The organism is Rhizobium sp. RHZ01 (assembly GCF_014851595.1).
GTDB classification, from domain to species: Bacteria; Pseudomonadota; Alphaproteobacteria; order Rhizobiales; family Rhizobiaceae; genus Rhizobium; species Rhizobium altiplani.
The window spans coordinates 1-14,949 of sequence record NZ_JACUZZ010000057.1 but is presented as its reverse complement, the minus strand read 5'-3'; the positions used below and the strand labels follow the sequence as shown (position 1 = coordinate 14,949).

Below are 14,949 nucleotides of genomic sequence, written 5' to 3'. Positions count from 1 at the left end.
TGGCGACAACGTCACTGTAGACGTCGAGCTGATCGTTCCGATCGCGATGGAAGAAAAGCTGCGCTTCGCTATCCGCGAAGGCGGCCGTACCGTCGGCGCCGGCATCGTCGCCTCGATCGTCGAGTAAGCTTCGGTTTATCCGGATCTAAGAAGGGGCTCCGATGGAAACAGCGGGGCCCCTTTCTGTATCTGTCATTTGAATTAGGTATCACTGTCTGGTGACAACGCAAAGCCGGGTAGTGGCCTTGCGCTTGAACGCAAAGCCTTTATCTATCCCTCCGATTTCATAAGGGAGGACATGATGAAAAAGCGCATTCTCTTCACAGGTGGTTCGGGCAAGGCAGGGCGCCATGCGGTGCCGTGGCTCGTCAACGCCGGCTACGAGGTTCACAACGTCGATCTGGTGCCGCTTGATAGCCCCGGCGTGACCAACCTGATTGCCGATATCACCGACAGCGGCCAGATCTTCAACGCGCTTTCGATGCACCGCGACTTTCCCGACCTCGATGCGGGCAGGGGCGTCCAACCCTTCGACGCCGTGGTGCATTTCGCGGCAATCCCGCGCATTCTCATCAAGCCCGACAACGAAACGTTCCGCATCAACACGATGGGCACCTACAATGTCATCGAGGCCGCGGTGAAGCTCGGCATCCGCAAGATCATCGTTGCCTCCAGCGAGACAACCTATGGGGTCTGCTTTGCGGAGGGCCATCGCGACTTCCATCAGTTTCCGCTGGAGGAAGACTATGACGTCAACCCGATGGATTCTTACGGTCTCTCCAAGGTCGTGAACGAGAAGACAGCGCGTGCCTTTGCCGAACGCTCGGGTTTCGACATCTACGCGCTGCGCATCGGCAATGTCATCGAGCCGCATGAGTACGAGAGGTTTCCGACCTATTTCGCCAACCCCGAAATGCGCAAGCGCATCGCCTGGAGCTATATCGACGCCCGCGACCTCGGGCAGATCTGCCACCTCTGCACCGAGAAGGACGGTTTGGGCTTCCAGGTCTTCAACGCCGCGAACGACACCGTCTCGGCCAACACGCCGTCGAAGGAACTCGCCAGGCGATTCTATCCGAATGTGCCGTTCACACGCGAAATCGGCGAATACGAGGGCCTGCTCTCCAACCGCAAGATCCGCGAAGTGCTTGGTTTCAAGGAAGAGCACGACTGGCGCAAATATGTGAAAGTCTGATCGCAGGCGTTTCCGCGACGCGGGATTGGAAAAATAGAAAAACGCACTTGCCAATCCTGCGCCGCCGCCTTAAAGGAGCGCCATGCTTGCAGTTGCGCTTCGCGGCCGGTCCGGTCAAGAAGCTGAATGTAAAGCGTAAAGGGGTATAGCTCAGTTGGTAGAGCGGCGGTCTCCAAAACCGCAGGTCGTGGGTTCGAGCCCCTCTGCCCCTGCCATCTTTCTTGAACGAGTTGCGCGGACATCTCGCAGCAGTTCGGCCGGAAAGGCGACGTATGGCTAAGTTCGTTAAACTTCGGTTTCCCTCTTGTGCAATTGGGAATCGATGTTTATGTAGGGTTCAACAGACACGCGGTGCGTGGGGCTGATATGTTCAGCTTTACGCGCCGTAATTGCGTGGGCAGTCGATGGCATCCAAAACTAATCCGTTTGCGTTTCTACAGCAGGTTCGCTCCGAGACGTTGAAAGTTACCTGGCCGTCGCGCCGCGAGACGATGATCTCCACGGTCATGGTGCTTGTAATGGTGATCTTTGCCGCGCTGTTCTTTTTTGCCGCGGACCAGCTTATTGGCTGGGTTCTGAGCTTTGTGCTCAACGTTGGCAGCTGATCGGGTGGAGATATAACATGGCGGCACGTTGGTATATCGTCCACGCATATTCTAATTTTGAGAAGAAGGTCGCGGAAGACATCGAGAATAAGGCTCGTCAGAAGGGCCTCGAGCACCTGTTCGAAAAGATTCTCGTCCCGACCGAAAAGGTGGTTGAGGTTCGTCGCGGTCGCAAGGTCGACAGCGAGCGAAAGTTCTTCCCGGGCTATGTCATGGTTCGTGCGGATCTGACCGATGAGGCCTACCACCTGATCAAGAATACGCCGAAGGTCACTGGCTTCCTCGGCTCCGACAACAAGCCCGTTCCGATTCCGGATTCCGAAGCCGAGCGCATTCTCGGTCAAGTCCAGGAGGGTGTGGAGCGGCCGAAGGCATCTGTTACCTTCGAGATTGGCGAGCAGGTCCGCGTTTCCGACGGTCCGTTCGCTTCGTTCAATGGCACGGTCCAGGATGTGGACGAAGAGCGTTCGCGCCTGAAGGTGGAAGTGTCGATCTTCGGCCGCGCTACACCGGTCGAACTGGAATACGCTCAGGTCGAAAAGGTCTGATCGTCCGCGGCGCAAGCCGCGAACCGCGTGGAAGGTGAGGGGTCTTAGCCGGGCCCGGGATCCGAACCACGCAACCGCAGCCGCCGGAGTGATCCGGCATCTTGGTCGGGTAACCGGCCATCAATGAAAGGCAGAGAGATATGGCTAAGAAAGTTGCAGGCCAGCTCAAGCTTCAGGTCAAGGCAGGATCGGCAAACCCGTCCCCGCCAATCGGCCCGGCGCTTGGTCAGCGTGGCATTAACATCATGGAATTCTGCAAGGCGTTCAACGCCGCTACGCAGGAAATGGAAAAGGGTATGCCGATCCCGGTCGTCATTACCTATTACCAGGACAAGTCTTTCACCTTCGCGATGAAGCAGCCGCCCGTCAGCTACTTCCTCAAGAAGGAAGCGAAGATCCAGTCCGGTTCGAAGACGCCTGGCAAGGGCGCGACCGCAGGAAAGCTCACCAAGGCTCAGATCAAGTCGATCGCCGAAGCCAAGATGAAGGATCTCAACGCAGCGGATATCGAAGGTGCAATGGCGATGATCGAGGGCTCTGCCCGCGCCATGGGCCTGGAAGTGGTAGGATAAGACCATGGCTGGCAAGCGCACGAAGAAGATCAACGAAGGTGTTGATCCCACGAAGCTCTACGCTCTGACTCTCGCCATTGGCATGGTCAAGGAGCGCGCGGTCGCGAAGTTCGATGAAACCATCGAAGTCGCCATGAACCTCGGCGTTGATCCGCGTCACGCAGACCAGATGGTCCGCGGCGTTGTCAACCTGCCGAACGGCACGGGCCGCGACGTTCGCGTTGCTGTCTTTGCTCGCGGCGCCAAGGCTGACGAAGCCAAGGCTGCTGGCGCAGATGTCGTCGGTGCTGAAGAGCTCGTCGAAATCGTCCAGGGCGGCAAGATCGATTTCGATCGCTGCATCGCGACCCCGGACATGATGCCGCTCGTCGGCCGCCTCGGTAAGGTTCTCGGCCCGCGTGGTATGATGCCGAACCCGAAGGTTGGTACCGTTACGATGGACGTTGCCGGTGCTGTCAAGGCATCCAAGGGCGGCGCTGTCGAGTTCCGCGTCGAAAAGGCTGGTATCGTTCACGCTGGCGTTGGCAAGGCATCCTTCGATGCCAAGGCTCTGGAAGAAAACATCCGTGCCTTCGCTGACGCTGTCATCAAGGCGAAGCCGGCTGGCGCGAAGGGCAACTATGTCAAGCGCGTAGCGATCTCTTCGACTATGGGCCCGGGCGTCAAGATCGACCCGTCGTCTGTTACGGCCGCTTAAGTAAGTTTCGCTGGGCTTCGGCCCGGCTAAAGAATTCCGGCCTCGAAAGGGGCCGGAGTATTCCGGAGAAATCCGGAATCCTGTCCGAGATTGCAGGTGGTTTTCCCTTAATCACTTGGCCTGCATGAGACGGGTAAGACCCGAATTGCATGAAGTTCTGCTTCTAGGAATTTGGTTCGAGCCTTGGATGCCTTGTGCCTTCGGCCTTTCTTTGGCGCGAAGCGCGAGGGGACAGGATCCTCAAGCGTCGCTTGGGATCGCTTCTGATCCCAGGAGGCAAAAGGCAACCCGGTGGGGCCCGTCAAAAAGGTCCTGCCAACTGGAGATAGGCAGTGGAAAGAGCGGAAAAACGCGAATTCGTCACGGAACTGAACGAAGTCTTCAAGGCTTCGGGCTCGGTTGTCGTGGCCCACTATGCTGGTGCTACAGTCGCGCAGATGAACGACTTCCGTTCCAAGATGCGCGCAGCTGGCGGTACCGTCAAAGTCGCGAAGAACCGCCTGGCCAAAATCGCCCTTCAGGGTACGGAAGCGGAAGGGATCTCTGGTCTCTTCACCGGTCAGACGCTCATTGCTTACAGCAATGACCCGATCACCGCTCCGAAAGTCGTCGTGGATTTCGCCAAGACCAACGATAAGATCGTTGTTTTGGGCGGCGCCATGGGAACAACGACGCTCAACGCTGATGCAGTCAAGTCGCTTGCGACCCTGCCGTCGTTGGACGAACTGCGCGCGAAGCTGCTGGGCATGATCCAGACTCCGGCTACCCGCATCGCAGGCGTTGTTGCAGCACCGGCAAGCCAGCTTGCTCGCGTGTTTTCGGCTTACGCCAAGAAGGACGAAGCCGCATAAGGCGGTTTTTTGCTGTTTATAAACAACCGGTTCGAACCGAACAAAAGGAACTGATAACATGGCTGATCTCGCAAAGATCGTAGACGACCTCTCCTCGCTGACCGTTCTGGAAGCTGCAGAACTGTCCAAGCTTCTCGAAGAAAAGTGGGGCGTTTCCGCTGCTGCTCCGGTAGCTGTTGCTGCTGTTGCTGGCGGTGCAGGCGCTGCTGCTGCTGCTGAAGAAGAAAAGACCGAGTTCGACGTCATCCTCACGGATGCCGGCGCTAACAAGATCAACGTCATCAAGGAAGTTCGTGGCATCACCGGCCTCGGCCTCAAGGAAGCCAAGGACCTCGTCGAAGGCGCTCCGAAGGCTGTCAAGGAAGCCGTTTCCAAGGCTGAAGCTGCCGACATCAAGAAGAAGCTTGAAGACGCCGGCGCTAAGGTCGACGTTAAGTAATCTTGAACTACATCTGGGGGGTGGGATTTCCCGCCTCCCATTTGTCGTTTCGTTGAACGAATTACCCAAAAGCCGCGTGAAAACGGCTTTTGGGTAATGGGTTCTTCAAGAGGATGGTCTCGAACCGAGACGCGAAGGCAATCCGGCCTCGCATTTCGGGAAGTGAGACGAGATTGAACTACTCATGATTGACGGGGTCGACTGGCCATCGGTTCCCGTCCGTTGCAGGCCCGGATGCAATTTTGAAGGAGCGACGATGGCTCAGACCCTTTCGTTCAATGGTCGTAGGCGCGTACGCAAGTTTTTCGGTAAGATCCCCGAAGTCACAGAAATGCCGAACCTCATCGAGGTTCAAAAGGCATCGTATGATCAATTCCTGATGGTTGAAGAGCCCAAGGGCGGTCGCCCTGACGAAGGCCTTCAGGCTGTCTTCAAGTCCGTTTTCCCGATCACGGATTTCTCCGGCGCTTCCATGCTGGAATTCGTGTCTTATGAATTCGAACCGCCAAAGTTCGACGTCGATGAATGCCGTCAGCGCGACCTGACCTACGCCGCGCCGCTGAAGGTCACTCTCCGTCTGATCGTGTTCGATATCGACGAAGATACGGGTGCGAAGTCCATCAAGGACATCAAGGAGCAGTCGGTCTACATGGGCGACATGCCGCTCATGACCAACAACGGTACGTTCATCGTCAACGGCACCGAGCGCGTTATCGTGTCCCAGATGCACCGTTCGCCGGGCGTCTTCTTCGATCACGACAAGGGCAAGAGCCATTCTTCCGGCAAGCTGCTTTTCGCTGCCCGCGTGATCCCGTACCGCGGTTCCTGGCTCGACATCGAGTTCGACGCCAAGGACATCGTCTATGCCCGTATCGATCGTCGCCGCAAGATCCCCGTGACCTCGCTGCTTATGGCGCTCGGCATGGACGGCGAAGAGATCCTGTCGACCTTCTACACGAAGTCCGACTATCAGCGCGACGGCAAGGGCTGGCGTATTCCGTTTACGCCGGAGACCCTCAAGGGTGCCAAGGCAATCACCGAAATGGTTGACGCCGACACCGGTGAAGTCGTTGTCGAAGCCGGCAAAAAGCTGACTCCGCGTCTGCTCCGTCAGCTCGCTGACAAGGGCCTCAAGGCTCTGAAGGCGACCGACGAAGATCTGTACGGCAACTACCTCGCCGAGGACATCGTCAACTACTCGACAGGTGAAATCTACCTCGAGGCCGGCGACGAGATCGATGAGAAGACCCTTCCGATCATTCTCCAGAACGGTTTCGACGAGATCCCGGTTCTCGGCATCGACCATATCAACGTCGGCGCCTATATCCGCAACACGCTGACGGCGGACAAGAACGAGAACCGCCAGGACGCTCTGTTCGACATCTACCGCGTCATGCGTCCGGGTGAACCGCCGACAATGGACTCGGCTGAAGCCATGTTCAACTCGCTGTTCTTCGATGCGGAGCGCTACGACCTCTCCGCCGTTGGCCGCGTCAAGATGAACATGCGTCTCGACCTCGACGTCGAAGACACCGTCCGCATCCTGCGCAAGGACGACATCCTGGCCGTGGTCAAGATGTTGGTCGAACTGCGCGACGGCAAGGGCGAAATCGACGACATCGACAACCTAGGCAACCGTCGTGTTCGCTCTGTCGGCGAATTGATGGAAAACCAGTACCGTCTCGGCCTGCTCCGTATGGAGCGCGCGATCAAGGAACGTATGTCCTCGATCGAAATCGACACGGTCATGCCGCAGGACCTGATCAACGCGAAGCCGGCAGCTGCTGCCGTTCGCGAATTCTTCGGTTCCTCGCAGCTGTCGCAGTTCATGGACCAAGTGAACCCGCTTTCGGAAATCACCCACAAGCGTCGTCTATCGGCTCTTGGCCCGGGTGGTCTGACGCGCGAGCGCGCAGGCTTTGAAGTCCGCGACGTTCATCCGACCCACTACGGCCGCATTTGCCCGATCGAAACGCCCGAAGGCCCGAACATCGGTCTGATCAACTCGCTTGCGACCTTCGCCCGCGTCAATAAGTATGGCTTCATCGAAAGCCCGTACCGCCGCATCGTTGATGGCAAGGTGACGAACGACGTTCTTTACCTCTCCGCCATGGAAGAAGCGAAGTACTACGTTGCACAGGCAAACGCCGAGCTTGGCGCCGATGGTTCCTTCACCGACGAATTCGTCGTCTGCCGTCATGCTGGCGAAGTTATGCTCGCTCCGCGCGACAGCATGAACCTGATGGACGTTTCGCCGAAGCAGGTTGTTTCGGTCGCAGCGGCTCTCATCCCGTTCCTGGAAAACGACGACGCCAACCGCGCTCTCATGGGCTCGAACATGCAGCGTCAGGCCGTTCCGCTGCTGCGTGCTGAAGCTCCGTTCGTCGGCACCGGCATGGAGCCGGTCGTCGCTCGCGACTCCGGTGCTGCTATCGGCGCCCGTCGCGGCGGCGTGGTCGACCAGGTCGACGCGACGCGTATCGTTATCCGTGCGACGGAAGACCTCGAAGCTGGCAAGTCCGGTGTCGATATCTACCGCCTGCAGAAGTTCCAGCGTTCGAACCAGAACACCTGCGTCAACCAGCGTCCGCTGGTCACCGTGGGTGACGTTGTCAACCGCGGCGACATCCTCGCCGACGGTCCGTCGACGGACCTGGGCGACCTTGCTCTCGGCCGTAACGCGCTCGTCGCGTTCATGCCGTGGAACGGTTACAACTACGAAGACTCGATCCTAATGTCCGAGCGGATCGTTGCTGACGACGTGTTCACCTCCATCCACATCGAAGAATTCGAAGTGATGGCGCGTGACACCAAGCTTGGTCCGGAAGAAATCACGCGCGACATTCCGAACGTCTCGGAAGAAGCGCTGAAGAACCTGGACGAAGCCGGCATCGTCTATATCGGCGCCGAAGTTCAGCCCGGTGACATTCTCGTCGGCAAGATCACGCCGAAGGGTGAGAGCCCGATGACGCCGGAAGAAAAGCTTCTGCGCGCCATCTTCGGTGAAAAGGCTTCCGACGTTCGCGATACGTCCATGCGTATGCCGCCCGGCACCTACGGGACGATCGTCGAAGTGCGCGTCTTCAACCGCCACGGCGTCGAAAAGGACGAGCGCGCGATGGCGATCGAGCGCGAAGAGATCGAGCGTCTTGCAAAGGACCGCGACGACGAGCAGGCGATCCTCGATCGTAACGTCTACGGCCGTCTGGTCGACATGCTGCGCGGCCAGGTCGCAATCGCCGGCCCGAAGGGCTTCAAAAAGGGCACCGAGCTTTCGAACGCCGTCGTCTCGGAATATCCTCGCTCGCAGTGGTGGATGTTCGCTGTCGAGGACGAGAAGGTCCAGGGCGAACTCGAAGCTCTCCGCGGCCAGTACGACGAATCCAAGTCGCGCCTCGAACAGCGCTTCATGGACAAGGTCGAGAAGGTTCAGCGCGGCGACGAAATGCCTCCCGGCGTCATGAAGATGGTCAAGGTCTTCGTTGCTGTTAAGCGCAAGATCCAGCCGGGCGACAAGATGGCCGGCCGTCACGGCAACAAGGGCGTCGTCTCGCGCATTGTGCCTGTCGAGGACATGCCGTTCCTCGAAGACGGTACGCATGTCGACATCTGCTTGAACCCGCTGGGCGTGCCTTCGCGCATGAACGTCGGGCAGATCCTCGAAACCCACCTTGCCTGGGCTTGCGCCGGCATGGGTAAGAAGATCGGCGAACTGCTAGACGAATACCGCAAGACGATGGACATCACCGACCTGAAGACGGAACTGACGGAAGTCTACGCGTCGCAGGCCAAGGACGAAGTCGCCAACTTTGACGATGCATCGCTCGTCAAGCTGGCTGAACAGTCCCGCAGGGGCGTCTCCATCGCAACGCCGGTCTTCGACGGTGCGCATGAGCCTGACGTTGCCTCGATGCTGAAGAAGGCAGGTCTGCACGAGTCCGGTCAGTCGGTTCTGTACGACGGCCGTACCGGCGAGCCCTTCGACCGCAAGGTCACCGTCGGCTACATGTACATGATCAAGCTGAACCACCTGGTCGACGACAAGATCCACGCTCGTTCGATCGGTCCTTACTCGCTCGTTACCCAGCAGCCGCTGGGCGGCAAGGCGCAGTTCGGCGGTCAGCGCTTCGGCGAAATGGAAGTCTGGGCTCTGGAAGCATACGGTGCAGCCTACACGCTGCAGGAAATGCTCACGGTCAAGTCGGACGACGTTGCCGGCCGTACCAAGGTCTACGAAGCCATCGTCCGTGGCGACGATACGTTCGAAGCCGGTATTCCGGAAAGCTTCAACGTTCTCGTCAAGGAAATGCGCTCGCTTGGTCTCTCCGTCGAACTCGAGAATTCGAAGGTCGAGGAGCAGCAGGCCAGCCAGTTGCCGGACGCTGCCGAGTAACCACCGATAGGGTGTGCGCTGTAACGCAGCGCACACCGTTCCCGCTCTGGCCCCTTACGTGTCGGCCGGGCAGGGACGATTTCGCCGCATTCTGCGGTTATTGTCGTTTTGAGCGTTGGCGCGGCTCCCGGGATTTGCCGCCGTCCATGCAAGATAAGGGCGCATCCGCCCATGAAGGAGACAGGCATGAACCAAGAGGTCATGAATCTTTTCAATCCGCAGGTGCCTGCACAGAACTTCGATTCCATCCGGATTTCGATTGCTTCTCCGGAGAAGATTCTTTCCTGGTCTTACGGTGAGATCAAGAAGCCGGAAACCATCAACTACCGCACGTTCAAGCCGGAACGCGACGGTCTCTTCTGCGCGCGCATCTTCGGACCGATCAAGGACTACGAGTGCCTTTGCGGTAAGTACAAGCGCATGAAGTACAAGGGCATCATCTGCGAAAAGTGCGGCGTTGAAGTCACGCTGTCGCGCGTTCGCCGTGAGCGCATGGGCCATATCGAGCTCGCCGCTCCCGTTGCCCACATCTGGTTCCTGAAGTCGCTGCCGAGCCGCATTTCTACGCTGCTCGACATGACGCTGAAGGATGTCGAGCGCGTTCTCTACTTCGAACACTACATCGTCACCGAGCCGGGCCTGACCGCGCTCAAGGAGCACCAGCTCCTGACGGAAGAAGAGTACATGCTCGCCGTTGACGAATACGGCGAAGACCAGTTCACGGCCATGATCGGTGCTGAAGCCATCTACGAGATGCTGGCATCGATGAACCTTGAGAAGATCGCTGGCGATCTGCGCTCCGAGCTTGCCGACACCACGTCGGACCTCAAGCAGAAGAAGCTGATGAAGCGCTTGAAGATCGTCGAGAACTTCATGGAATCCGGCAACCGCCCGGAATGGATGATCATGAAGGTCGTTCCGGTGATCCCGCCGGATCTGCGTCCGCTCGTTCCGCTCGACGGCGGCCGTTTCGCGACGTCGGACCTGAACGATCTGTACCGCCGCGTCATCAACCGTAACAACCGTCTGAAGCGCCTGATCGAACTGCGCGCTCCGGGCATCATCATCCGCAACGAAAAGCGCATGCTGCAGGAATCTGTGGACGCGCTGTTCGACAACGGCCGCCGTGGCCGCGTCATCACCGGCGCCAATAAGCGTCCGCTGAAGTCGCTGTCCGACATGCTCAAGGGCAAGCAGGGCCGCTTCCGCCAGAACCTGCTCGGCAAGCGCGTCGACTATTCCGGCCGCTCGGTCATCGTGACCGGTCCGGAACTGAAGCTGCACCAGTGCGGTCTTCCGAAGAAGATGGCGCTCGAGCTGTTCAAGCCGTTCATCTATGCCCGCCTCGACGCCAAGGGTTACTCCTCGACCGTCAAGCAGGCCAAGAAGCTGGTTGAAAAGGAAAAGCCTGAGGTTTGGGATATCCTCGACGAGGTCATCCGCGAGCATCCGGTTCTCCTGAACCGCGCACCGACGCTGCACCGCCTGGGAATCCAGGCCTTCGAACCCACGCTGGTCGAAGGCAAGGCCATCCAGCTGCACCCGCTCGTCTGCACGGCATTCAACGCCGACTTCGACGGTGACCAGATGGCTGTTCACGTGCCGCTGTCGCTTGAAGCCCAGCTCGAAGCCCGCGTTCTGATGATGTCGACGAACAACATCCTGCACCCTGCAAACGGTGCACCGATCATCGTTCCGTCGCAGGACATGGTTCTCGGCCTGTACTACCTCTCGATCATGAACCAGAACGAGCCGGGCGAAGGCATGGCCTTCTCCGACCTCGGCGAGCTGCATCACGCGCTCGAAAACAAGGTCGTGACGCTGCACACCAAGATCCGCGGCCGCTTCAAGTCGGTCGACGAGGACGGCAAGCCGTACTCGAAGATCTATGAAACGACTCCGGGCCGCTTGCTCATCGGCGAACTCCTGCCGAAGAACGGCAAGGTGACCTTCGACGTCTGCAACCAGGAAATGACCAAGAAGAACATCTCCAAGATGATCGACGCGGTCTACCGCCATTGCGGCCAGAAGGACACGGTCATTTTCTGCGACCGCATCATGCAGCTCGGCTTCACCCATGCCTGCCGCGCCGGCATTTCGTTCGGCAAGGATGACATGGTCATTCCGGAAACCAAGGCGAAGATCGTTGCCGACACCGAAAACCTGGTGAAGGAATACGAGCAGCAGTACAATGACGGTCTGATCACGCAGGGCGAAAAGTACAACAAGGTTGTCGACGCCTGGGGCAAGGCCACCGAAAAGGTTGCCGAAGACATGATGGCCCGCATTAAGGCCGTCGAATTCGATCCGAACACCGGTCGTCAGAAGCCAATGAACGCCATCTATATGATGTCCCACTCGGGCGCTCGTGGTTCTCCGAACCAGATGCGTCAGCTGGGCGGCATGCGCGGCCTCATGGCCAAGCCGTCGGGCGAAATCATCGAAACGCCGATCACGTCGAACTTCAAGGAAGGCCTGACCGTCAACGAGTACTTCAACTCGACGCACGGCGCCCGTAAGGGTCTGGCAGACACCGCCTTGAAGACCGCGAACTCCGGTTACCTGACCCGTCGTCTCGTCGACGTCGCCCAGGATTGCATCGTCAACTCGGTCGATTGCGGCACCGACAAGGGCCTGACCATGACCGCCATCGTTGATGCCGGTCAGGTCGTTGCGTCGCTCGGTGCTCGTATCCTCGGCCGTACCGCCCTTGATGATATCGATCATCCGGTCACTGGCGAGCGTATCGTCGATGCCGGCAAGATGATCCTCGAGCCCGATGTCATCGAGATCGAGAAGGCTGGTATCCAGTCGATCCGTATCCGTTCGGCACTGACCTGCGAAATCCAGACGGGCGTCTGCTCGGTCTGCTACGGTCGTGACCTTGCACGCGGTACCCCGGTCAACATGGGTGAAGCAGTCGGTGTTATCGCTGCTCAGTCGATCGGCGAGCCGGGCACGCAGCTCACCATGCGTACGTTCCACCTTGGTGGCACGGCAACCGTGGTTGACCAGTCGTTCCTGGAAGCCTCGTACGAAGGTACGGTTCAGATCAAGAACCGCAACCTGCTGCGCAACTCGGATGGCAACCTCGTTGCCATGGGCCGTAATATGACCGTCCAGATCCTGGACGAGCGTGGTGTCGAGCGCTCCTCGCAGCGCGTCGCCTATGGTTCGAAGCTGCATGTCGACGATGGCGACAAGGTCAAGCGCGGTCAGCGTCTGGCAGAGTGGGACCCCTACACCCGTCCGATGATGACGGAAGTGGCCGGTACCGTTCAGTTCGAAGACGTCGTCGACGGTCTCTCGGTTCTCGAAGCGACCGACGAATCCACTGGCATCACAAAGCGTCAGGTTATCGACTGGCGTTCGACCCCGCGTGGTTCGGACCTCAAGCCGGCAATCGTCATCAAGGATGCCAGCGGCAATGTCATGAAGCTGTCCCGTGGTGGTGACGCCCGCTTCCTGCTCTCGGTCGACGCGATCCTGTCGGTCGAGCCGGGTCAGAAGGTGTCTCAGGGTGACGTGCTTGCACGTTCGCCGCTCGAAAGCGCCAAGACCAAGGACATCACCGGCGGTCTGCCGCGCGTTGCCGAACTGTTCGAAGCTCGTCGTCCAAAGGACCACGCCATCATCGCTGAGATCGATGGTACGATCCGCCTCGGCCGCGACTACAAGAATAAGCGTCGCGTCATCATCGAGCCGGCGGAAGACGGTGTCGAGCCTGTCGAATACCTGATCCCGAAGGGCAAGCCCTTCCACCTTCAGGAAGGCGACTACATCGAGAAGGGTGACTACATCCTCGACGGTAACCCGGCTCCGCACGACATCCTGGCGATCAAGGGCGTCGAAGCACTCGCTTCGTACCTGGTCAACGAAATCCAGGAAGTCTATCGCTTGCAGGGCGTTGTCATCAACGACAAGCACATCGAAGTGATTGTCCGTCAGATGCTGCAGAAGGTGGAAATCACCGATGCAGGCGACTCGACTTACATCGTCGGCGACAACGTCGACCGTATCGAGCTCGAAGACGTCAACGATGCGCTGATCGAACAGGGCAAGAAGCCTGCTTATGGCGATCCGGTTCTGCTGGGTATCACCAAGGCGTCGCTGCAGACCCCGTCGTTCATCTCCGCCGCGTCCTTCCAGGAAACGACGAAGGTGCTGACGGAAGCTGCAATCGCCGGCAAGACCGACGGTCTGCAGGGTCTGAAGGAAAACGTCATCGTCGGTCGTCTGATCCCCGCCGGTACCGGTGGCACGATGACCCAGATCCGTCGCATCGCGACCTCGCGCGACGAGTTGATCCTCGAGGAACGCCGCAAGGGCACGGGCGCCGATGTCGCCACGCCGATGCTGCAGGATCTCGCAGGCGAGAGCGCACCGGCTGCCGAATAATCGGCAGCTTGGTCTTAAGAATTGAGAAGCCGCCCGGAGCGATCCGGGCGGCTTTTTGTTGTGCGCCCAGCATGGGCGCATTCTTGTGGGTGGAAGTCCCACCGTAAGCTGGTCACATCGAGCGAAGTGAAGCGCAACTGCGGCAGGGTGACCAACCGTGGGGAGGAAGCGTGGATCGAACCTGCGGGCCGATGGACAAGAACCGGATATGAGGCGATGCCGACCAGGGCGAGCGGGCAACAAACCGCGAAGCTCTTGTGACCAATGGGCGGTGGCGTAAATCCGGAAGCCCGCCGGAGCTCCGGTCGCGACGAAGCCGAGCCCCCGCCGAGGATTGGGAACGACACAGGCGCGGGGCTGCTTGAGGTGGCCCTGCGGCGAGAGAACCTTCTGCGGGCGTGGAAGAGGTGCGGGCCAACAAAGGCGCGGCGGGCGCGGACGGTCTGGACATTGACCAGACGGCCGCAATGCTACGCATCTCTTGGCCTGCCATCCGCGACAGCCTGCGGGAGGGGACGTACCGGCCACAGCCGGTGCGTCGGGTGATGATCCCGAAGCCAGGGGGCGGCGAGCGCGAGCTTGGCATCCCCACGGTGCTGGACCGTCTGATCCAACAGGCGCTCCTGCAAGTCCTCCAGCCTATTCTTGATCCGACTTTTAGTCAGCACAGCTACGGCTTCCGTCCTGGAAGGAGTGCACACGATGCCGTCCTGGCGGCGCAATCGTTCGTGCAGTCCGGACGGCGGGTTGAAATTCTTCGACCGGGTTGACCATGACATCCTGATCGACCGTTTGCGCAAGAAAATCCCCGATCCCGGCGTGATCCGCTTGGTACGGGCCTATCTGAACGCCGACATTGTTGATGGGGGTGTGGTCCTCAAGCGGACCCGAGGCACGCCGCAGGGTGGGCCGCTGTCGCCGCTCTGGCCAATGTGTTGCTGGATGAGGTGGACAAGGAACTTGAACAGCGGGGCCATGCCTTCTGCCGCTATGCCGACGACTGTAACGTCTACGTGCGGTCACAGCGGGCGGGCGAGCGGGTGATGGCTCTGCTGCGGCGTCTCTATGGCCGACTTCGCCTCAAGGTGAACGAGACCAAGAGCGCCGTTGCCACCGTCTTCGGCCGCAAATTCCTCGGCTATGCTTTCTTCAAAGCACCAGGGCGGGTGGTCAAGAGACGGGTTGCCGACAAGGCAATCAAGGCGTTCAAGGAGCGCATTCGCGAACTGACACCGCGCGTGACGGGTCGAT

The 14,949-nt window shown here is 59.2% G+C and carries 11 protein-coding genes, 1 tRNA gene and 1 pseudogene; all 13 read left to right on the top strand.

Annotated elements, in window-relative coordinates; translation table 11 throughout:
- A pseudogene (tuf, locus tag IB248_RS30405) lies at positions 1-127 on the top strand (elongation factor Tu); the annotation flags it as partial.
- Positions 128-301: 174 nt separating this feature from the next.
- Entirely contained in the window at positions 302-1,195 is an 894-nt protein-coding gene (locus tag IB248_RS30400; RefSeq protein ID WP_018860298.1) for an NAD(P)-dependent oxidoreductase, read from the top strand.
- A 139-nt stretch (positions 1,196-1,334) separates the two neighbouring features.
- A tRNA-Trp gene (locus tag IB248_RS30395) sits at positions 1,335-1,410 on the top strand.
- A gap of 189 nt (positions 1,411-1,599) precedes the next feature.
- Positions 1,600-1,800, top strand: a complete 201-nt coding sequence (secE, locus tag IB248_RS30390) for a preprotein translocase subunit SecE (RefSeq protein WP_018860299.1) — start codon at positions 1,600-1,602, stop codon at positions 1,798-1,800.
- A 17-nt stretch (positions 1,801-1,817) separates the two neighbouring features.
- The gene (gene nusG, locus IB248_RS30385; protein WP_018860300.1) at positions 1,818-2,348 is read left to right on the top strand and encodes a transcription termination/antitermination protein NusG; all 531 of its coding nucleotides are present in this window, start codon (positions 1,818-1,820) and stop codon (positions 2,346-2,348) included.
- A gap of 140 nt (positions 2,349-2,488) precedes the next feature.
- On the top strand, positions 2,489-2,920 hold the full coding sequence (rplK, locus tag IB248_RS30380) for a 50S ribosomal protein L11 (RefSeq protein ID WP_007531592.1): 432 nt from the start codon (positions 2,489-2,491) through the stop codon (positions 2,918-2,920).
- Between the two features lie 4 nt (positions 2,921-2,924).
- Complete coding sequence (rplA, locus tag IB248_RS30375; RefSeq protein ID WP_018860301.1) at positions 2,925-3,617, top strand: 50S ribosomal protein L1; 693 nt, start codon at positions 2,925-2,927, stop codon at positions 3,615-3,617.
- A 332-nt stretch (positions 3,618-3,949) separates the two neighbouring features.
- Positions 3,950-4,468 carry a 50S ribosomal protein L10 gene (gene rplJ / locus IB248_RS30370; RefSeq protein ID WP_016553543.1) on the top strand — a complete coding sequence of 173 codons (519 nt, stop codon included), beginning with the start codon at positions 3,950-3,952 and terminating at the stop codon, positions 4,466-4,468.
- A 58-nt stretch (positions 4,469-4,526) separates the two neighbouring features.
- Positions 4,527-4,907, top strand: a complete 381-nt coding sequence (gene rplL / locus IB248_RS30365; protein ID WP_018860302.1) for a 50S ribosomal protein L7/L12 — start codon at positions 4,527-4,529, stop codon at positions 4,905-4,907.
- 256 nt (positions 4,908-5,163) lie between these two features.
- Positions 5,164-9,300, top strand: a complete 4,137-nt coding sequence (gene rpoB, locus IB248_RS30360; RefSeq protein WP_018860303.1) for a DNA-directed RNA polymerase subunit beta — start codon at positions 5,164-5,166, stop codon at positions 9,298-9,300.
- 186 nt (positions 9,301-9,486) lie between these two features.
- A complete protein-coding gene (gene rpoC / locus IB248_RS30355) occupies positions 9,487-13,698 on the top strand; it encodes a DNA-directed RNA polymerase subunit beta' (RefSeq protein ID WP_018860304.1) in 4,212 nt (1,403 codons plus the stop codon).
- A 398-nt stretch (positions 13,699-14,096) separates the two neighbouring features.
- Positions 14,097-14,468, top strand: coding sequence for a reverse transcriptase domain-containing protein (locus tag IB248_RS32445; RefSeq protein ID WP_348648630.1), 372 nt, complete (start codon positions 14,097-14,099; stop codon positions 14,466-14,468).
- Positions 14,469-14,633: 165 nt separating this feature from the next.
- On the top strand, positions 14,634-14,949 hold a 316-nt coding region (locus tag IB248_RS32090), incomplete at its 3' end, for a reverse transcriptase domain-containing protein (protein ID WP_246779333.1).

What these genes read in the sequence shown, in the direction of transcription:
- rplL (WP_018860302.1), top strand. Translation starts at nt 4,527, where the DNA reads ATGGCTGATCTCGCAAAGATCGTAGACGACCTCTCCTCGCTGACCGTT.
- nusG (WP_018860300.1), top strand. Translation starts at nt 1,818, where the DNA reads ATGGCGGCACGTTGGTATATCGTCCACGCATATTCTAATTTTGAGAAG.
- IB248_RS30400 (WP_018860298.1), top strand. Translation starts at nt 302, where the DNA reads ATGAAAAAGCGCATTCTCTTCACAGGTGGTTCGGGCAAGGCAGGGCGC.
- rplK (WP_007531592.1), top strand. Translation starts at nt 2,489, where the DNA reads ATGGCTAAGAAAGTTGCAGGCCAGCTCAAGCTTCAGGTCAAGGCAGGA.
- rplA (WP_018860301.1), top strand. Translation starts at nt 2,925, where the DNA reads ATGGCTGGCAAGCGCACGAAGAAGATCAACGAAGGTGTTGATCCCACG.
- rpoB (WP_018860303.1), top strand. Translation starts at nt 5,164, where the DNA reads ATGGCTCAGACCCTTTCGTTCAATGGTCGTAGGCGCGTACGCAAGTTT.
- secE (WP_018860299.1), top strand. Translation starts at nt 1,600, where the DNA reads ATGGCATCCAAAACTAATCCGTTTGCGTTTCTACAGCAGGTTCGCTCC.
- rpoC (WP_018860304.1), top strand. Translation starts at nt 9,487, where the DNA reads ATGAACCAAGAGGTCATGAATCTTTTCAATCCGCAGGTGCCTGCACAG.